This is a genomic window from Nostoc sp. (assembly GCF_036917395.1).
Lineage (GTDB): Bacteria > Cyanobacteriota > Cyanobacteriia > Cyanobacteriales > Nostocaceae > Nostoc.
Map to the genome: position 1 here is coordinate 115,170 of NZ_JBALDI010000078.1, position 18,175 is coordinate 133,344.

17 protein-coding genes are annotated in these 18,175 nt (G+C 40.9%); 5 read left to right on the forward strand and 12 right to left on the reverse strand.

All coding sequences use genetic code 11. The annotated features are described in order from the left end of the window. Nucleotides 1–25: 25 nt before the first annotated feature. From V7K46_RS26980 to V7K46_RS27000, 5 genes are all read right to left on the reverse strand, one after another. Entirely contained in the window at nucleotides 26–1,912 is a 1,887-nt protein-coding gene (locus V7K46_RS26980; RefSeq protein WP_335118659.1) for a sensor histidine kinase, read from the reverse strand. A gap of 488 nt (nucleotides 1,913–2,400) precedes the next feature. Beyond that, nucleotides 2,401–3,018 (reverse strand): NUDIX hydrolase, encoded by a 618-nt coding sequence (locus tag V7K46_RS26985; RefSeq protein WP_335118661.1) that lies wholly within the window; start codon nucleotides 3,016–3,018, stop codon nucleotides 2,401–2,403. 54 nt (nucleotides 3,019–3,072) lie between these two features. Then, a complete protein-coding gene (locus V7K46_RS26990) occupies nucleotides 3,073–3,657 on the reverse strand; it encodes a DUF4276 family protein (protein ID WP_335118663.1) in 585 nt (194 codons plus the stop codon). An 11-nt stretch (nucleotides 3,658–3,668) separates the two neighbouring features. Next, nucleotides 3,669–4,838 carry an AAA family ATPase gene (locus tag V7K46_RS26995; RefSeq protein WP_335118665.1) on the reverse strand — a complete coding sequence of 390 codons (1,170 nt, stop codon included), beginning with the start codon at nucleotides 4,836–4,838 and terminating at the stop codon, nucleotides 3,669–3,671. A gap of 138 nt (nucleotides 4,839–4,976) precedes the next feature. Next, the gene (locus tag V7K46_RS27000; RefSeq protein ID WP_335118667.1) at nucleotides 4,977–6,179 is read right to left on the reverse strand and encodes a phosphoglycerate kinase; all 1,203 of its coding nucleotides are present in this window, start codon (nucleotides 6,177–6,179) and stop codon (nucleotides 4,977–4,979) included. An 89-nt stretch (nucleotides 6,180–6,268) separates the two neighbouring features. Here V7K46_RS27000 and V7K46_RS27005 point away from each other — a divergent pair, with 89 nt between their 5' ends. Then, complete coding sequence (locus V7K46_RS27005; protein WP_335118669.1) at nucleotides 6,269–6,676, forward strand: universal stress protein; 408 nt, start codon at nucleotides 6,269–6,271, stop codon at nucleotides 6,674–6,676. Nucleotides 6,677–6,775: 99 nt separating this feature from the next. Here V7K46_RS27005 and V7K46_RS27010 read toward each other — a convergent pair whose 3' ends face one another. After that, nucleotides 6,776–7,795 (reverse strand): metal ABC transporter solute-binding protein, Zn/Mn family, encoded by a 1,020-nt coding sequence (locus V7K46_RS27010; protein WP_335118671.1) that lies wholly within the window; start codon nucleotides 7,793–7,795, stop codon nucleotides 6,776–6,778. A 54-nt stretch (nucleotides 7,796–7,849) separates the two neighbouring features. Between V7K46_RS27010 and V7K46_RS27015 the strand changes: the two genes are divergently transcribed. Both V7K46_RS27015 and V7K46_RS27020 read left to right on the forward strand, forming a co-directional pair. Beyond that, nucleotides 7,850–8,578, forward strand: a complete 729-nt coding sequence (locus V7K46_RS27015; RefSeq protein ID WP_335118673.1) for a metal ABC transporter ATP-binding protein — start codon at nucleotides 7,850–7,852, stop codon at nucleotides 8,576–8,578. Next, the gene (locus V7K46_RS27020) at nucleotides 8,578–9,462 is read left to right on the forward strand and encodes a metal ABC transporter permease (protein ID WP_335118675.1); all 885 of its coding nucleotides are present in this window, start codon (nucleotides 8,578–8,580) and stop codon (nucleotides 9,460–9,462) included. The genes V7K46_RS27015 and V7K46_RS27020 overlap by 1 nt, the downstream gene beginning before the upstream one ends. 381 nt (nucleotides 9,463–9,843) lie before the next feature. Here V7K46_RS27020 and V7K46_RS27025 read toward each other — a convergent pair whose 3' ends face one another. Together V7K46_RS27025 and V7K46_RS27030 are read right to left on the reverse strand one after the other, a co-directional pair. Then, complete coding sequence (locus V7K46_RS27025) at nucleotides 9,844–10,554, reverse strand: GDYXXLXY domain-containing protein (RefSeq protein WP_335118677.1); 711 nt, start codon at nucleotides 10,552–10,554, stop codon at nucleotides 9,844–9,846. A gap of 185 nt (nucleotides 10,555–10,739) precedes the next feature. After that, entirely contained in the window at nucleotides 10,740–12,158 is a 1,419-nt protein-coding gene (locus V7K46_RS27030; RefSeq protein WP_335118679.1) for a DUF2157 domain-containing protein, read from the reverse strand. A 151-nt stretch (nucleotides 12,159–12,309) separates the two neighbouring features. Between V7K46_RS27030 and V7K46_RS27035 the strand changes: the two genes are divergently transcribed. Beyond that, the gene (locus V7K46_RS27035) at nucleotides 12,310–13,281 is read left to right on the forward strand and encodes an RsmB/NOP family class I SAM-dependent RNA methyltransferase (protein WP_335118681.1); all 972 of its coding nucleotides are present in this window, start codon (nucleotides 12,310–12,312) and stop codon (nucleotides 13,279–13,281) included. Nucleotides 13,282–13,762: 481 nt separating this feature from the next. Then, nucleotides 13,763–14,212 (forward strand): NUDIX hydrolase, encoded by a 450-nt coding sequence (locus V7K46_RS27040; protein WP_335118683.1) that lies wholly within the window; start codon nucleotides 13,763–13,765, stop codon nucleotides 14,210–14,212. Between the two features lie 487 nt (nucleotides 14,213–14,699). Here the strand turns inward: V7K46_RS27040 and V7K46_RS27045 are convergent, their stop codons facing one another. The 4 genes from V7K46_RS27045 to V7K46_RS27060 all read right to left on the reverse strand — a co-directional run bounded on the left by V7K46_RS27045 (nucleotide 14,700) and on the right by V7K46_RS27060 (nucleotide 18,053). Further along, complete coding sequence (locus V7K46_RS27045) at nucleotides 14,700–15,491, reverse strand: GH25 family lysozyme (protein ID WP_335118685.1); 792 nt, start codon at nucleotides 15,489–15,491, stop codon at nucleotides 14,700–14,702. 101 nt (nucleotides 15,492–15,592) lie between these two features. Beyond that, the gene (locus tag V7K46_RS27050; RefSeq protein WP_335118687.1) at nucleotides 15,593–16,234 is read right to left on the reverse strand and encodes a DUF4232 domain-containing protein; all 642 of its coding nucleotides are present in this window, start codon (nucleotides 16,232–16,234) and stop codon (nucleotides 15,593–15,595) included. Between the two features lie 109 nt (nucleotides 16,235–16,343). Beyond that, entirely contained in the window at nucleotides 16,344–17,159 is an 816-nt protein-coding gene (locus V7K46_RS27055) for a class I SAM-dependent methyltransferase (protein WP_335118689.1), read from the reverse strand. 492 nt (nucleotides 17,160–17,651) lie between these two features. Continuing rightward, entirely contained in the window at nucleotides 17,652–18,053 is a 402-nt protein-coding gene (locus V7K46_RS27060; RefSeq protein WP_335118814.1) for a response regulator, read from the reverse strand. Nucleotides 18,054–18,175 lie beyond the last annotated feature (122 nt).

Below are 18,175 nucleotides of genomic sequence, written 5' to 3' on the forward strand. Positions count from 1 at the left end.
ATTGATCCGAGCAATAGTCAAAAGTCTAAAAATAGCTTGATTTTTTAACTATTGGCCAAGATAACTCACAAAGAGTACCTTTAAGAGAAAGGGGTACTCGCCGAAATTTCCCTTTTAATTGTCGAGCTAAATTTATAAACTGTTGTGTTCCCCAACCTTCTCTAGATGAATTCACCCCTAAGCCGTCATCGATAATGCTTAGAGTGTACCAGCCTTCAGATGAAGAGCAAGTAACTTCGAGACGGGTGACTCCTGTAGCATGTTTGCCCACATTGCATAAAGCTTCTTCCAAAAATAGGCAGAGACCCTGTTTTTCTTCAATATTCAAGGCTCGTTCATTTAGAGGTTCAAAAGCTCTAATTTTAACTTTGATAGTTTTAAAACAGGGAAACTCTCGCTCTAAGGTAGAGTTATAAACTTGATAAAGAATTTCATGAAGAGGGTCTCGCAAATTTAGCACGAGATTTTTGCCTAAATAAAGATTCGTTTCTTCGTCGATAGGTTCTCGTTGCAAAAATTCATAAATTCCCCGTAACTCGTAGTTCAATTTTTCAAGCTCTTTTTCTAGTTCTAGTAGCAAGTCATTCATTGGTAAATCCTTGTCTCGAACTAGTTTCAAAACTTTAGCTAGCCTTTGCAGGGGGCCATTATGAATTTTTGCAAATATGCGTTCAATAAGAGCTTCTCTAGCTCTAATTCCAGAACGCAAAGCTTGATCGTATTGATATAAAGCTGTGATTTTCATACCATTTAAAGTTAAAACAACGAGTGTCGGGATCAGCGGAACCCACCAACCCCAAGTCAGGAGTAAATAACAAAAGACCAGCAGGCTACAGTTAGCGACACCAACAACTAATAGACTAATCAGAGGCGATTGAGTGAGCCTAGCAATGGCAATTCCAACCAAACCCCAAGCCAAAATCCATATATATTCCCATCCATCTTGCCAAGTATTTAAGAGTGGTCTAGAGTTAAGCACCGCGCTAATAATTTGGCTAACAGCATGTGCTTGAATTTCTACTCTATAAACTCGCTCTGGTGCAGGTTCAATAGATTCAATCGCTGAAGTAGGGATAAAGTCTTTACAACTGGGCGAAGTTATCCCAATAATGACAATGCGATCGCGTATCCAGTCTGGATTAAATTTATCGCTTTTGAGATCATACAAAGATAAAGTTCTAAATTTTTCTCGACCACTACGAAAATTGAGTAGTACCTGAACTCCACCTGCATCAGTTCGGACATATCCTCCAGAATTAGCGAAAAACCGGGGTATTTCAGTCTTCCCGAACCTGATAGCAGCGCGATCGCGAATACCGTTTTCTATACTAATACCATGATGACCTAAATATACTGCTGCCAGACTTAGAGATAAAGATGACTTGTAACCTTTACTTGTTGGTGTACTTAACAGGCTACGCCTTAATTTGCCATCGCTATCTATAATTTGATTGGCAAAACCAGCCTGTTCAGTTGACAATGCTGGTGGTGGGACAATTTCATCAGGTAATACTTTTTCAGTAACAATTAAATTTTTGAAACTTTGAAAAACTGTAACTAATTCAGTATGACCAGGATTAACTGGTAAATCCCGATAAATATCAAGACCAATAACTCTTGGTTTATAACTCTGCAATTTCAACAGCAACTGTGCCAAATCGTGATCTGATAGGGAAAAATCTGTACAAGTGCTGATATCATCTTTATTAATCCCCACAATTACAATTTGCTCATCTCTAGGTTCATCGGGGCGTAGTCGGAGAAAATTGTCAAAAGCCAGCCACTCCAAAGATTGCATTAAACCAGTGAGACGAGCAATCATCACCAGCCCAATCACTGCAATACCTGGTAATGTACCTACACGCCAAATAGTAATTTCCTCTTTAATTGTTCTCCAAAGTTTAGGCTTCATAAACGTCCGCCTTCATCTGGGGAATGCAGCGGTAGCAGCTATAGCGTTTAGTAATTTAGATTTAAAACTAATCATTATCATTTGAGAGTCCTAAGAATAACCTTGAAGACACAAATTGAATGCTTTACTTGTACTATCAGTAATTTATTTAAAACACTGTCAGTGAAAGCGACACTTGCGTGATATATTTATTATTTCTATCAAATCACAAAGTTCCTGAGTATGTCAGATTTACTTAGTGGTCTTCATCACATCTTCAATTGTTGAGTAGTCTTCATAAAATTTTAATTTCTTGTATAGCTGGTCTTCGTATACTTGTCATTCTATAGGGTTGAAATTGTAGACAATAGCTTTGAATTTAATCAGGTTAAGTTCAGTACACTGAACAAAGTTAGTGCTTTTTATTTGTGAAGATTACTCAACTATTTTTTTGATAAATATATAGGAATTCTATTTGATTTTTGCTAACAGATCGGCAAAAGCGGCTACTAATCAAAGTCTGTTGGTAAATCTGGTTGGCGGTAATGTTGAAAAAGTCGCGTGATTTGCGCTGGTGTCACACGTCCGAGAGAAAGTTCTGGTAACGCATCTTCACGGAAAAAACCTACTTCTTCAGTTTCAATACTTGATGATGGAGAACCACTAATAATTTCACACTTAAAAAATAGCTTATAGACATAAAACGGGAATGGTGGATGTCCCTGTTTGTCTCGGTCATAGACTGCTAGTAGTTTGATAGCGCGTGCTTGATATCCAGATTCTTCATATACTTCTTTCACAACTACCTCACTGGGAGACTCGCCGACATCAGCCCATCCACCAGGTAAAGTCCAACAGCCGTCGGCTCTTTCCTTGACTAACAATATCGTATCATCACGAAAAATTGCTGCCCGCACATCAACTTTGGGAGTTGCATATCCGACTTCACGGCTAAACAAATCGAGGACATAGCTGTGTTCTACATTTGAGTAAGTCGCCATCATTTCTGTGGCGATCGCTCGTAATTGTTTGTAGCGTTCGATATCAAAAGGGCCTTCAGAATAGGTTAGACCATTTTGAGCGATCGCTTGTAACTTCTGTGCCCATTCCAGCCATTTAGTTTCCACAGTTTTTTCCAAGTTTATGTAAGTTAGTGCAGGCAAGCATCTGATTAATAAATTTTATTTTATGATGCTTCTTAGTCCATCTCGAAAAATCTGAAAACTTTTAGAGAGGTTGTTTTCTACATCCATGTGGGGAGAAACTTTCTCAGCAAAGTCGATTTTTTGTAACCCTGTCTCATAGCCATATTTTTTTAGGATCTTATCTAGTTGCTCCCATGTACCACCTTTGATAGTATCTGGATTCCGAAACTTGGCTTGCTGGGATAAAGAAATAGGAATCTTTTCATATTCAGCCCTAATGGCTGTCACATCACCTATAAACCATGACTCCAGTTCTTCTACTGCAATTCTATGGAGAACAATATTTCCTTTGTGTTTAGTCACAATACTGCTAGCATCACAAAGTTTCCTCTTTAATTCTTGGCAATCAGATCTATCTTCATCTACTAGAATCACGATTCGCCAGTCATCAGGCACAAAGTTAGCATAAGCTTTCATCCGCTCAGGTAGTCTTTTTAAAAGTCTATCTTTATTTTGAAAGTTATGAATTTTCAGCGTATGAGTATAACCTATAATTTTAGGTACAATAAAATTTAAAGCAACTTCAGTTGAAGGTTCTTCTACTAAAAACTCTATATGCATAATTGCTACTACTAAGGTAATTCTCTAAAATATCCCTCAGACCATAGATCACCTAAGCCTGCTTGAGATTCTATAAAAGGTTTAGCATCATCGATTTTATCAGCCCTTCTAACAGTTGTATAACCCTTATCATCACGTTGAAAAATCCAGAGTTGTTTAGCATCTTTTATTGTATTAACAAAAAATGTGGAGTGAGTATAAACAAATACTTGTGAGCGTTGCGAGTAAGCCTGAGCTTCCTCACTTAAAGAATCAAGAAGTCGATGATGTAATCCATTTTCTGGCTCTTCAATGCAAAGTAATTGAGGAGGATTAGGGTCATTTAATAATATCAAATATGCCAGTAACTTTAGTGTGCCGTCTGAGGAAAATCTTGCTAGAAATGGTTTACTAAAAGGTGCATCTTTAAATAAAAGAGCAAGTCTGCCATCAATTGTTGGCTCCGATTCCACTTTTTCTAACTGGGGAACACGGCTAGCCAGTAACTTCAAAATTTTGGATAAAGTTTCTTGATGTTCATCAGCAAGGTATTGAACTACATTAGCAATATTGTCTCCTTCACGAGAAAGATGTTCCATTGCACCAGCAGTCGCTAGCTGACGAGCTTGATCTGGTATGAAATAAGAGAGAAACCATCCCTCAATAAAACGGCGCAAACTAGCAATGCGTGGGTTATCTGATAATTGACCTATTGTTTTAATAGCCAAAGAACTGGGGTCATCCATTTGATAGTGAATTCTTTTGTCATTAATTTCGGGATTTTCACCACTAATTACTTCACCTCCACCATTTTCAAACTTAAGAAAATCAAATGGCTTTCCACGAGAACCGCGCTTCCATTTGAGAGTTTCTCTTGAAACAATTGGGGCTCCATTTTGTAAAGCGATAGCAACTGTATAGGTGATTTTAGGAGATTTATTATCTTCACGATATTTAATTACAATTTCAATTTCTTGACCTTGACAATCACGGGAGATAACTTCTTGAAACCTTCCTCGCTTTTCTAAGGCTTTGCGAACATTAGTAGTAAGGCAATCGGAAAGAAAACCTATCACATCAAAAAAAGTAGTCTTGCCACTACCATTAGGCCCAAGAAAAACGGAAAAAGGTTTGATATCTTTTAGGGTAATATTTTGTAAAACCCTATAGTTTTTGACTGAAATTTCTTCAATTCTTGCCATTACACTTTCACCTCCACAATTTTGGTGGTATAGTTGCCAAAAATGCTAATAAATACAGTAAGGGTACGGTATACCGCACCCTTACCACAATTGTCAAAAACTACCAGATTTTTTTCAGTAGCTTAAGAGCTAATTTTCTTAAGCATCATCTAAAGCCGCAATTCCAGGCAATACCTTGCCTTCAAGTAACTCCAAGCTTGCGCCGCCGCCAGTGGAGATGTGGCTCATTTGGTCGGCTAAACCAACCTTTTCCACAGCCGCTACTGAGTCACCGCCGCCAATAATGGTAGTTGTGCCAGTTTTGCTAATTTCGGCGAGGGTATGAGCGATCGCTTCCGTACCTGCCGCAAACTTATCAAACTCAAACACACCCATCGGCCCGTTCCAAATTACCGTTTTGGTATCTGCAAGGGCTTCTTGGAAAACTTTCACCGAGTCTGGGCCAATATCCAAACCCATACCATCATCGGGGATATTCTCAATGCTGACAGTTGTCGCATTAGCATCGGCAGCAAATTTATCTGCCGATACTATATCCGTGGGTAACAAGAAGGTAACGCCCCGTTCCTTAGCCTTCGCTTCCAAAGATTTCGCTAGTTCTAGCTTGTCTTCTTCCACCAACGACTTACCGACATTCAAACCACGGGCTTTGTAGAACGTGAAAATCATCCCACCGCCGATAATCAGCTTGTCGCACTTCTCCAGCAGTGTTTCAATCACACCAATTTTACTGGAAACTTTGGAACCGCCAATAATTGCCGCCAAAGGACGTTGGGGATTTTCAATGGCGTTTTGCAGATATTCCAATTCCTTCTCAACCAAATATCCAGCCACAGAAGGGCTGAGGAATTTAGTCACACCTTCAGTAGAAGCATGGGCGCGATGTGCAGTACCAAAAGCATCATTTACGTAAAAATCAGCATTAGCTGCCAATTTTTTCGCAAATTCTGAGTCGTTTTTCTCCTCTTCTGGGTAAAAGCGGACATTTTCCAGTAACAGCACTTGGCCATTTTCCAACGCGCCAACTTTAGCTGCAACTTCATCGCCAATGGAGTCATCAGTTTTAATGACTTCTTGCCCCAACAATTCCGATAGACGCTTGGCAACGGGAGTTAGGCGTAATTTGTCATCCACACCCTTGGGACGGCCAAAATGGCTCGTGAGAATGACCTTAGCACCCTTCTGCGTCAAATCTTTAATGGTTGGCAGAGCTGCGCGAATACGAGTATCGTCGGTAATATTGCCTTGATCATCCACAGGCACATTAAAGTCAACCCGCACTAAGGCACGTTTCCCAGATATATCAGCCGAAGATAAACTTGCTAAACTTTTTTTGGACACACCAAACTCTCCTGATTGCCTTTTTGTTATTGTTTTGAAAGTAGAACCATCAAGATTTTACCGGAGTCAGGGGTACCCAAGTGACAGAGATGTTTAAGACAGTACTATTTCCTATTGATCAAAGCCGGGAAACGCGGGAAGCTGCTGATATGGTGACCAACATAGTTAAAAAGTTCGGCAGTCGCTTGGTGCTGCTGTCTGTGGTAGAAGAACCATCAAAAGACGCACCTAGTGCAGATCCGATGGTGTCACCAGAGGTAGTTGCCAAACTGCTGGAAAGTGCCCAATCTTTATTTTCTGGGCAAGGAATTAAATCCGAAATCCTGGAAAGGCAAGGGAAACCAGCTTTTACTATCTGCGATGTCGCTGATGAAATGGGGGCCGATTTAATCATCATGGGGTGTCGGGGGCTAGGTTTGACTGAAGAGGGAGCTGATGATAGTGTCACGACTCGCGTGATTAACCTTTCCCCTTGCCCAGTGCTGATTGTGCCTTAGGTTTATATCGGCGCGATCGCTTCTACTTATAGATACACACTCTCGTATCCACCAAGAGGGCGATCGCTAGGGGGAACTATTCGGCGTCCCTAACTCTGTTTATTTAGGCTTAAACTCCGTATATTTGCCCCCTAAACCTTCTACAATCGTGCGTGTATTGGCAATTAACATTCCTTGGTAAGTTTCCCCCTCTGTCCCCTTTTCTCCCAAACCATCAGCAAACAATTCTCGGTCTGAAACCTTAACTTTTGCCTCTTTTGCTACCGCTTGAATTAGTTTCGGGTTAATCGTCGTTTCTGCAAAAATTGTCGGCACACCCTCTTTTTCAATATCTTTTGATAATGCACCAACTCGCTTCGGTGTCGGCGCTTCGTCTGTGCTAATGCCCCCTAGCGCCTCTTCAAGAGGAATTCCATAAGCTTTGGAATAGTAACCAAAAGCATCATGAGTGGTGACTAGTTTGCGTTGCTTAGGTGGAATTGTGGCAATCTCTGATTTAATCCAGGTGTCTATCTGGCTGATTTCGGTTGTTAATTTTTGGGTGTTGCTGGTATAAGTTGCAGCATTATTTGGAGCTATCTTTGCTAATTCTTGGGAAATAGTTTGAGCTATAGCTATCCCATTCTGGGCATTGTGCCATACATGGGGGTCAGTAACAGTTTTACCATCCTCCTCAAACTGCTGAGGTTTGGGGACTGCAACTTCATCTACAGCTACCTTGGCAGCAGAATTTGAACTAGCTTTAATTAACTTGATTAAACCAGGTTCAAAATTGTAACCGCCGTAGAGGATTAATTTAGCCTGCTCAATTGCTTTGCTATCCTCTGGCTTTGGTTGGTATACGTGCGGGTCTGAACCAGGATCGATTAAGCATTTGAGGTCAATTGTATCACCTGCGATTTCTTTAGTTAAGCCACAAGCAACGGTATTGGTGGCGACGACTAATGGGCCTTTCCCATTGGCTTCTGGAACAGGTGAAGTACCTGTTTGGGGAGCCACCACATTATTAGCAGGTGTGGGAGTCGATTGGCTAGTCTCTGATGTCGGACTACATCCAAGTACTCCGCATGTTAAGGCAAGAGCAGCTAGGGATTTTAATCGCAATTTGTAAGATATCATAAATCTGATTGCTTTAGTTATAGTGATTATCATTATCATATAAATGGTAAATTTATGTTAGAGGTTAAACATTTAGCTGTAAATTACCGAGGAGTGATGGCGGTTGAGAATGTGAGTTTCCGCTCCTTACCGGGACAAATTGTGGGTGTAATTGGCCCAAATGGTGCTGGTAAAAGCACAATGGTGAAGGCAATTTTGGGCTTAGTACCAACTACGAGTGGAGTTGTGAAGTTTCGCGATCGCGCTTTGAAACAACAATTAAGTTCTGTTGCGTATGTACCACAGCGATCGCAAATAGACTGGGATTACCCGATCACAGTTTGGCATGTGGTGCTGATGGCGCGGACTGTGCATACTGGCTGGTTTCGCGCACCTTCACGATCCTCTGAAGAAATAGTTAAAGATGCTTTGGCAAGGGTGGGGATGTTAGAGTTGCGATCGCGTCAAATTGGAGAATTATCAGGCGGACAGCAGCAGCGAGTATTTTTAGCAAGAGCTTTAGCACAACAAGCCGAGTTATTATTTTTCGATGAGCCATTTGTCGGAGTTGATAAAAAGACAGAAGCCATAATGTTTGATGTCTTTGAAGAACTAAAATCTCAAGGCAAGATTTTATTAGTGGTCACTCATGATTTGGGAACAGTTTTGAAAAAATGTGACCAGTTACTGTTATTAAATAAACAAATAATTGCCAACGGGTCGATGAACGAAGTGATGACAGCAGATAATATTCAACGTGCCTATGGAGATAGTGTATTTATATTGAATAGGGAAATAGTTTAATGTTAAATTGGCTAATTGAACCCCTAAGTTTTGAATTTATGCGTGGCGCACTTGTTACAGCAATTCTGTTGGGTGTTCTTTGCGCTGTTGTTGGTACTTACCTAATCGTTCAACGCATGGGATTACTAGGAGATGTGATTGCTCATGCAGTTTTACCAGGACTAGCTATAGCCTTTTTCTTGGGTATTGATATTTTCTTAGGTGCATTTATTTCTGGAACTCTCAGCACCTTTGTAATTGGTTGGATTCAATCCCAATCTCGGATCAAAGTTGATGCAGCTATGGCGTTAGTTTTTTCGGGATTTTTAGCCTTGGGTATCATGCTAATTACTCTATTGAAAAGTAAGTTAGACCTGCATGAATTCTTGTTTGGCGATATCTTGGGTGTAACTACAGATGATGTGAAGCGCACTGTAATTATTACGGTTATTGTCTTGCTTTTAGTAAAGCTTTTTTACAAAGAATTGCTATTTTATACATTTGATCCACTTGGCGCTCAAGCAAGTGGTTTACCAATTAATTTGATTCATTTTGGTTTAACTGGTGCTATCACCTTGACGATTATTGCTAGTATGCAAACTGTAGGTGTAGTATTAGTTGTTTCCCTGCTGATCGGGCCAGGAATTACAGCTTATTTATTAGTGAAAGAGTTACACCAAATGATGCAATTAGGCGCAATTATTGGTGTAATTAGCAGTGTAACTGGAATGTATATTAGTTACTATTTGAACGTCCCATCAGGCGCAGCTATAGTTTTAGTTGTTTCCGTCCTATTTTTATTAGCATTATTTTTTAGTCCTACCCAAGGAATTTTGACCAGACCAGAAATGACTGATCGAAGAGCTAGACTTATTAGCCAATTAAAATTTCAAAAGACGAAGTGAGCCAGTACCGCAAGGCGGAAGTCACTCATTCAAAAGTATTACGGAATAAGCTCTTTAGGGTTTTTAAATGGTTGCTCTATTTCCGCCGTGGCGTACTAGTGCATTTCTGTCGCCTGGGAGCATCCCAATGCAAGCACATTTACCAAAATCGTTACTTGTCAATCGTAATTGAATAGGGGTTGATACCCCCATTTCTATAAACAGCTTGTTTTGTGTCGGGGTTGAAATCCCCGTCACAAAACATATTAATCAGCATTTCAGCCGATACTATTAGCTGCTTGAAAGCGATCGCTCTATTACCAATGCTGAATACTCTTTCTTCACGAGGGCACAAACCCTTGTTTTCCGTTAACTTCCGAAAGTTTGTGATCTACTAACAGCTTAAAAGCGATAGTTGCGATCGCGCACCCACATACTAACTGGCACTGCCTTCCCCTGTGGATCTACTTTCGCCTTCACCACAATGGGTGGTAGCTGTCCTCTGCGGGCGCGTTGAGTTTGTAAGTCGTTGCTAATCTGCCGCCGTTGGTTTTCTTTTATGTAATATGTTTCTAAGCCGTAGTTAACAGAACCATCCTGATAAACACCTTTTAAGGCTACCTGATTGGCTCTTAAAGAAGTGGGGCGATCACTACTTACTCGTAACGGTCTCCAAGCTCTAGGAACACCGCCACCAGCGGATAGTTGCTCTTGCAAAGTCACGAAGATGTTGGTTCCTTCAGGCAATCTTCTGCCACTTCCACGACCTCTGCTGACTAATGTTTGCCAACCAGGTAGTCGGCTTAAATTTGCGGTACGGGATATGTTGTAATCTAACGCTAAGGTGTTACCTTCCAGCACATTGTTAGGGTCTACAGGTACGGTTTGCAAAATCACCGTCTTACCTGTCACGTCTGTATAAACCGCTTGGGCTGGTACTGCCATAATTAGCCCTGTTTGCAGCGCCAGGGGAGCTAGTAACCGCCAAAAAGGTAAGGGCTTATTCGATTTTTGTTCACTGGCAATCAAGTAATCCCGAAAAGTCACCTTATTGGAGAATTCGGCTTCGGGAGACAAGGTTTTATTTTTAGATTCAGGAGAACTATTAGTCATGAGCGTAGTCCTAAAAAGCAGAGGGATTGAGGAGGTCAAAAGTAACGAGATTAGGACTAACGCAGAGAAACTTTAAAAATTTTGACGCACAGAGATTTCAGAATTTTAGATTTTAGATTTTTTTATTCAATTTAAAATCCAAAATTAAAAATCTAAAATTTTCACGGCTTGTTTCATCTTTTGCACTACTTCTTACTTGTAGAGCTACCACCAGGTAGACGGCGTTCAAACCAAAGTCCAGCGCTAATTAAAGCAGAACCGCACAAGACATAGACCAGCGACTTAAAAAGTAAGTCTGTATCGTACTCTTGCACGCGACTGATAATTTGGACTGTTAATAATAGCATACCGCCCCAAAATGAATTTCTGTTGCTTAATTTCAATCCTTCTTGAATTAGTCCCCAGGCTAATGTTGCTAGAAGTACATTGAAAATAAAAACACCAAGTTCATCAATCCGGCTGATAGTTTGATGCCAAAAAGGTACTATGGCAATAAAGGCAAGAAAAGTACTAATGACAGCAGTTGTGAAAATCACTTCGCGGCGCGGAGGGTTATTTCTTTGACGCAGTAGAAACAACCATTGCAATACCGCTAACCCGCTGAGAATCCCCAGATCGATGATCGGCAGAGACTCGAACAAGTTTGTCACATTCGTTGGCTGATTATAACCATAATTTGGAGATTCCCAGACCCAACGAAAAGAGAGAACGTAAAAGACAATGCCGAAGCTTACCAACGCTAAATTACGGGCCAGGGATTGAAACAACCTGTAATTTATGCTTGGAAACAGCAAATCATCATAACTCCAGAATAATGCAGGTGGGAGTGCAAAAGCAAAAGATGCCACCCAAGGGGCTATATCAGCATAATTCAGCAGTGGCAGCGGATTGAGGTTGGCTTGTAAGGAACTAGCAAAGACAAAGGCTGCTAGACCAAAAATCCAACGCGATCGACAGAAGTAGGCTAAGGGAACAAACACCAGCCATGCCAACAAAGGCATATGCTGCACCACTAGCCGCGACCAAGTGAACTCACCTGAAGCGGACCACAAGTCTTCAAGTCCAGTCCAATACCCGATTTCCACGAGGACAATTGACAGAATTCCTAAAGAATTTAAGCACAAACCAAAGGCCATCACCACAACACCCAACCCCCAGGCGAGAAACAATTGGGAAGTTGAACCGGCAATATTAAACATCTGGGCCATCAGCAGTAAATTTGCACCGAAAATGAAGGCGCTTAAAATTAGCAACCCCTCTCCCAGTAAGCGTTTACTCCGTTGTGGCTTCTTTCCTTCAGGTGGTCTCCAGGTGTAAAAACCAGTGATAGCGATCGCAAAAAACAAACTCATCATCAGAATAAATTTGATTTCTCGTGACCCTCCCTGCCAGTTTCCGGCTACAAAGGTAATTATGCCTAAGCATAAAAGGATGCCGCCTACAGCAATCGCGATCGCTTTATTGCGATCGCGTGCAGCAGCTTCCAGGTTTTTAAATTGATAACGTTCTGCTAATTGCTCATACAGCGAAGAACTAATTAATCCTTCATCCCTCCATAGTTGTGCTTCTTTGCGTAATTTTTGCGGAAAATTCTCTAAGATCATGACCTTCTCCGGTGCAGTGGGGTAGCTTGGCCATTGCAATCCCAATGGCGGTCATTATATTTTGAGTATGAAGCCAAAAGCCTTAATTACATTGTTCTTGTGTAACAGTTTGATTTGTATTTGGATACAACCTAGTTATTTATATATCTACATGGAAAAACCTTCTAATTTATTACTTAAAGTCTCGCGGCGTTTGTTCACTAATCTAGATGAACAAGAAAAATTTACCGAGGCTTTAATGAATCCTCAGCCTTTTTCACCCAGTATTCTTTGGTGTCAAGAAAAGCCAGATATTTCACCTTTGGCAGTGGAAACACCAACCTCTTGGCAACCAAAATTTATAGACCGCTTATACCTGGGAGAAAAACCTGGTCAGCATCCCTTACATCAAAAAGGATATTTTTATTGCTTAGATTTTTCTTCGGTGTTTGCAGCTACTACTTTGTTAGCTATTCCTCAGTCAATACGTTTAGTTTTTGATATGTGTGCCGCACCAGGAGGTAAAAGTATCTTCGCTTGGAAAGCTTTACAACCTGACTTACTGATCAGTAATGAAGTCATTGGCAAACGTCTGGGAATGCTAATTTCTAATTTTAAGCGTTGTCAGATTAGCCCTAGTGCAGTGGTTAATAGAGATTCGAGTATATTTGCCGAAATGTTTCCCTGCTCTAGCAATCTAGTAATAGTAGATGCTCCTTGTACTGGACAATCCTTACTTGCTAAAGGTGAAAAAGCACCCGGATGTTTTCACCCAACTGCTATTAATAAGAGTGCAAATCGGCAAAAGCGCATTATAGCTAACTCTGCTAAAATTGTTTTACCACAAGGCTATCTGGCTTATATGACTTGTACATATTCACCCGAAGAAAATGAGCAAATTTGTGAATGGTTTTTAGAACGCTTTCCCCAGTTTCAGGCAATAGAAATGAGTGATTTAGCCAAATATCAGTCGCATTTAACTACCATGCCTTGTTATCGGATGTTTCCTCAAGATGGGTTAGGCGCTGGTGCGTTTACAGTTTTGTTTAAAAATACTAATGACGATGAAGATGAGCCTAAAGAATTAGATTTAAATACAATATCTTCGCTGTATATCTACCAAAATTTGAAAAAGTCAAGTTAGTTACATTGGTGACATATATTCTAGCTTAATGCCAGAATATATAATGCTTTGAATAATGCTGCATTTGTCAATCAGCCATCAGGAATACACCTTTTAAGCCAGTTGACTTTATATTAAGGTAACAGATATAGTAATTCTCGTATAAATGCAACATGCGCTACGGATAAAACATTTTTATCTACATCAAATTACAGCCAAAAGCTTTAAAAATCTCGTACCTCGTTCCCAGTCTCAGACTGGGAATGCAATTGGGAGGCTCTGCCTCTAGTCCAAGCGACAGAGCCGCAATTGAAGAGCATTGCCAGCTAGAATCTGGAAACGAGATTAAAAGATTAATAAAAACTTCCAATAATTAACTCTTATGAATAAAAACTTAACCTTTTCATAACCTAAAATTAACCAAAATTTATCCAGTATCAGCTCTCGACTTTTTGAAATAAACATTGTACAAAAAAGCTAGACCGTACAAGATGCAAATTACATGAGTCGAAAAGTCAGCAAAGTGTTTGAACAGTCTGGGGTGATTCCTTATAGAGTAAACAATGGCAAAGTCGAAATATTACTAATCACTAGCCGTAACTTTCAACACTGGGTAATTCCGAAAGGAGATATTCCTAATGGTATGAGTCCGCCCGCTTCAGCAGCCAAAGAGGCGTGGGAAGAAGCAGGGGTAATTGGGCAGGTAGACGCCAATGAACTGGGCACTTACAAGTACCGCAAACGAGGTAAAATTTACCGGGTCAAGATGTATTTGTTGCCAGTGGAGATGCTGAGTGAAGATTATCCAGAAGCAAGTAAAAGAAAACGGCAGTGGGTGGAAGTGAATAAAGCTATCAGGTGGGTTAAGTTTAATTCACTCAAACGAATCCTGAAAGGTTTTTTTCAAGTCAAATCTCACTTTTGTGCATTTCGAGATGCTAGTCAGATATAAAAATACACACTATAGCGGTTTTCGACCCAGTGAGGTACAGTTTTGACCTCACTTCCATTCCTCTGTGTTTTTAGGAAAGAGGCTTTGAATTTTTCCCCCTTCCCGAAGTGGGAAGGGGGCTAGGGGGCTAGGTCTGTCTGCATACTTGTATACTTACCGAATTGAAAATGGCTACAAGTAGGTAGGCATAACTAAACATACAATAAAATCCTAGCTCGTAGTGAGCGATTCATTGCTCATAGCAAGGTTTATCGGGACTAAAGTCCTTACCCTTGCCGCGCTAACTTACTACAAACTTTAATTTATTTACGCCTAGCTACTTATTGAAAAGCACTCTAAGCACCGTAAGGGATTTTCAATAAGTAGCTATATTTAAAACAACTGTACTCGTTAATTAAAATAAGTAAACCTTAGATGTAAAGTATCACCCATGTTTACATTCAGTTTATGGTGAGTATTGGTCTATTTATTGAGTGTACAATCAATTTTAAATCCACAATAAAGCTACCCAAGTTTTTACACCGACAATTCCATCAGCTTGCAATTTTTTAGATGTTTGGAAACTGACAATTGCATTTTTAACTGACTCCGAAAAATGCCCATCAATGGCATCAGTATATAATCCAATATTTTTTAATTGCTGTTGTAATTGTTTGACTATTAGCCCAGAATCTCCTAGCTGCAATCCATTAAATCTATTCAAATCGGCTCGACCACTAACACCAGCTACACCAGATATATCACCTTCATATTGATGGATTAGGTATTGCCCCTGCCAAGCGCTAGGAATACTTGGGTTCTTGGTTCCGTAATGGGCAATCCATAACGGATAACTAGCAAAATCAGATGGATTACCAATTTCTTGCCAGAAACTAGGAAAGGTATAAATAATTGGTTTGATTGGTTTTTTTGTTTGTTGTAGAAGGGCTTTTTCCACCTCTGCTAACCACTGCTTCGCTCCATTAATTACAGCTTGGTTACTTCCTCTGTCAGTTACCTCGACATCCAGAACTGGTGGTAAGTCTCCTGGTTCTAATTTCCCCAACGTTTTTAAGAATTCCTTCGCTTGCTCAACCGGGTCAGATGTGTGTGGGTGAAAGAAATGATAAGCACCCCGAATAATACCAACAGCTTTCATGGTCTGCCAGTGATGAGCAAAAGCAGAATCTTTGATGCTAACTCCTTCTGTAGCTTTGACAAACGCAAAAGTTTTACCAGAGTTTTTTACTGCCGTCCAATCTACTCTGCCGTCTTGATCAGCAACATCAATTCCTTCCATAGAATTTTTTAACCTTTTTAAACAGTACAATACTGAACTTATCAGAGGCTGTGATCAAATTTATGCTATTTCTGGATGTTTGAGTAAATTACAGAAATTTACTAGGGTTGAGTGCCAACGGCTCGCACCGGAGTTACTGTGACTTTGCCTGTACAAGGCTTGATTTGTTCTGTGAGGGTAAAGTGCTGGTAAGCATTAGGAGGCGTGATTTCAATTTTACTAGACATTGGGCAGTGTTCCTCTGGGGAATTAATGTGGTTGTATGCTATCTGAAATGAGGCTTGTGTTCCAGGAGCTAGAGTTACTTGTTGTCGAGGTTGCTTACTCGAAAAGTAAGTGTCCTGGGAGCGGATGACTTTAACCCCCTCCAAAGGCTGACCTTTTGCATCCAGTAGTGCCAATCCCGGATAACCGTAGAGGTTGCAAGGAGATGAGGCGTTATTGCTGAAGGCGTAGGTGAGGGCAACATTCCCAACGCCAGCATCTTCGGAGACTCGGCGCACTGACAATTGACTAGTTTCACAGCGCGTCGGATTTGTGGCAATAGTGGCTTCAGGGGTAGAATTCTCTGTAGTTTTTCCAGCAGGTGTAGGTGTTGAGGTCAACACAGTTGCTTTGGTCGGCTGTTCAGTGCTTACAGGTAAGGCTTGTGGCTGTTTTGTAACAGAGGAAGAACCGACACAGCCAGTTGTCACCGCAGTCAGGAGCAATAATACACTGCCTTTCACAATTAGAATTCGCATAGCTCTTTTTTTGTAGTGAACTACTTACACTGATGCTTCACATCCAGTATAAGTTTCCAAATTCACAAGGGTTAGCGTTGCTGCGTCATTACGTAACGAATTTAACAGCTTATCCATCTTTTCGGGCAACGTGAACAGCAGAAAGAAACGAGAGGTCTACACTGTCTCCAAAGTTCCTCAGCTTTTCCCGCAATCCTGCAAATAGCAACTCCTTCGCCTTTGGCTCCAGTCTCCCAAAGGTATTTAATAGTTTAAGGAAGTCATCGATGCTGTACGTTACCTCACACGCGATTTGCTCAGTTACCAACTCCTTAAAATAACCAGAGTCTAGAATGTCTTGTTCAAACCCTCTCAAAATTTCCGCTTGAGTTTCTGCACCTTCATACCGGACAAGTGAGGGAGCATAAACTTGATATACTTCCTCGATCGCTTGGTAAACTTCGTATTTCGGTTCAGGTCTTAGATTCCATAGCAGGATGAGAAACCCGTTGTCGCGTAATGCCGTCGCTGCCTTGGCATACCGAATCTCTGACGGTATCCAGTGAAAGGCATTAGCAGATAGAACGGCATTGAACTGTTTCGCTTCTGGTTCCCACTCCTCAAATGAGGTGTTGTAGATTGCAACGTTTGGATAGGTTGCAGAGTTGCGTTGTGCCAAACGACAAAAATCCTGGTTTGGCTCAATACACGTCATTGAAAAACCGAATTGAGCAAAAGCTACCGTCGCATTTCCTGGACCACAACCGACCTCAAGAATCGATGCATCTGAGTCAAGTTGGGCTAAAACGACGGACCGCTCGATCAGTTCCTTTGGATATTTTGGTCTGGCGTTGTAATAAATATCAGCTACAAAAGAATACCAATTCCTTCGCTGTTCTAAATCTATAGAAGCTCTGGCATTTATCTCTTGTTTAGAGTCTTGCATAAGCTAGTTTTATCAGCTTTTGAGTCCAACTTCATTTTATTTGGTCTGGTGGATCAAAGACCAATTCAATATCGATTGTCTCGATACTGTTTGCAAGACCCTCTAAAGATTGGGATTTTTTTGGAAGAAAGCTTGTCAGCTACTAAATGCAAACCCGAAACGTTTTGCGATCGCAATTGGTTTGATATCATGAATGGTATGAAGGTGACAAACCTGTAAACTACCTTCTAAATAAGGCTTGAGCGCTGGGTAAAGTTATCACATTTTCGATATTTTATCAGTAATATTATCCAGGACTTACGCAAAATCATAATAAAACGTAGACGCAAAGCGGCTTGCCGCAGGCTACCGCAAAGGACGCATTCGCGCAGCGTCTCCAAGAGTTGGACACAAAGGAATAAGAGTTTCAAAGAGTTCTTGCGTAAGTCCTGTTATCATTGCGATCGCCAGTCAACTAGAGGGGATGCGATCGCTCATAAAATAATCTTTGTGTTAACTCTTATAAGAAGCGACCAAATTTGCGACGATCGCAACTAGTTCTCCTGGGTCAACTGGTTTAGCCACATGAGTCTGAAAGCCCGCTTCCAGGGCATGGCTACGATACTCGCTATCGCCATAGGCAGTTAAGGCGATAGCGGGGAGTTTTCCCCAAATATCAGGCTTTAGCGCCCGGATCTTGCGGATAAGAGTGTAGCCATCTTCACCAGGCATAGCAATATCACAAATCAAGACATCAGGTTGCAACTCAGGTAGTACTTTCAATGCGATCGCTGCGGATGCAACTGCCATCACAGTGGCTCCATCTGCTTCCAACACGGTAGTAATGTAAAAGCGGCTATCGTCATCATCATCAACTACGAGGATGTTTAAGCCAGCAAGGGGAACAGGTTCCATAACATCTCCATTAATGTTGATCAAATGAAAGTTATTTCTAATCAGCTGCTTGTTTTTTCTCAGTGACCACACCATTGGTAATTTTACTGCGATCGCGCCTATTTTTCTAAGCAATAATTCAA

Coding starts and splice junctions, on each gene's coding strand:
- V7K46_RS26980 (WP_335118659.1), bottom strand. CDS start 1,912: ATGAAGCCTAAACTTTGGAGAACAATTAAAGAGGAAATTACTATTTGG.
- V7K46_RS26990 (WP_335118663.1), bottom strand. CDS start 3,657: ATGCATATAGAGTTTTTAGTAGAAGAACCTTCAACTGAAGTTGCTTTA.
- V7K46_RS26995 (WP_335118665.1), bottom strand. CDS start 4,838: ATGGCAAGAATTGAAGAAATTTCAGTCAAAAACTATAGGGTTTTACAA.
- V7K46_RS27005 (WP_335118669.1), top strand. CDS start 6,269: ATGTTTAAGACAGTACTATTTCCTATTGATCAAAGCCGGGAAACGCGG.
- V7K46_RS27010 (WP_335118671.1), bottom strand. CDS start 7,795: ATGATATCTTACAAATTGCGATTAAAATCCCTAGCTGCTCTTGCCTTA.
- V7K46_RS27015 (WP_335118673.1), top strand. CDS start 7,850: ATGTTAGAGGTTAAACATTTAGCTGTAAATTACCGAGGAGTGATGGCG.
- V7K46_RS27020 (WP_335118675.1), top strand. CDS start 8,578: ATGTTAAATTGGCTAATTGAACCCCTAAGTTTTGAATTTATGCGTGGC.
- V7K46_RS27025 (WP_335118677.1), bottom strand. CDS start 10,554: ATGACTAATAGTTCTCCTGAATCTAAAAATAAAACCTTGTCTCCCGAA.
- V7K46_RS27030 (WP_335118679.1), bottom strand. CDS start 12,158: ATGATCTTAGAGAATTTTCCGCAAAAATTACGCAAAGAAGCACAACTA.
- V7K46_RS27035 (WP_335118681.1), top strand. CDS start 12,310: ATGGAAAAACCTTCTAATTTATTACTTAAAGTCTCGCGGCGTTTGTTC.
- V7K46_RS27040 (WP_335118683.1), top strand. CDS start 13,763: ATGAGTCGAAAAGTCAGCAAAGTGTTTGAACAGTCTGGGGTGATTCCT.
- V7K46_RS27045 (WP_335118685.1), bottom strand. CDS start 15,491: ATGGAAGGAATTGATGTTGCTGATCAAGACGGCAGAGTAGATTGGACG.
- V7K46_RS27050 (WP_335118687.1), bottom strand. CDS start 16,234: ATGCGAATTCTAATTGTGAAAGGCAGTGTATTATTGCTCCTGACTGCG.
- V7K46_RS27055 (WP_335118689.1), bottom strand. CDS start 17,159: ATGCAAGACTCTAAACAAGAGATAAATGCCAGAGCTTCTATAGATTTA.
- V7K46_RS27060 (WP_335118814.1), bottom strand. CDS start 18,053: ATGGAACCTGTTCCCCTTGCTGGCTTAAACATCCTCGTAGTTGATGAT.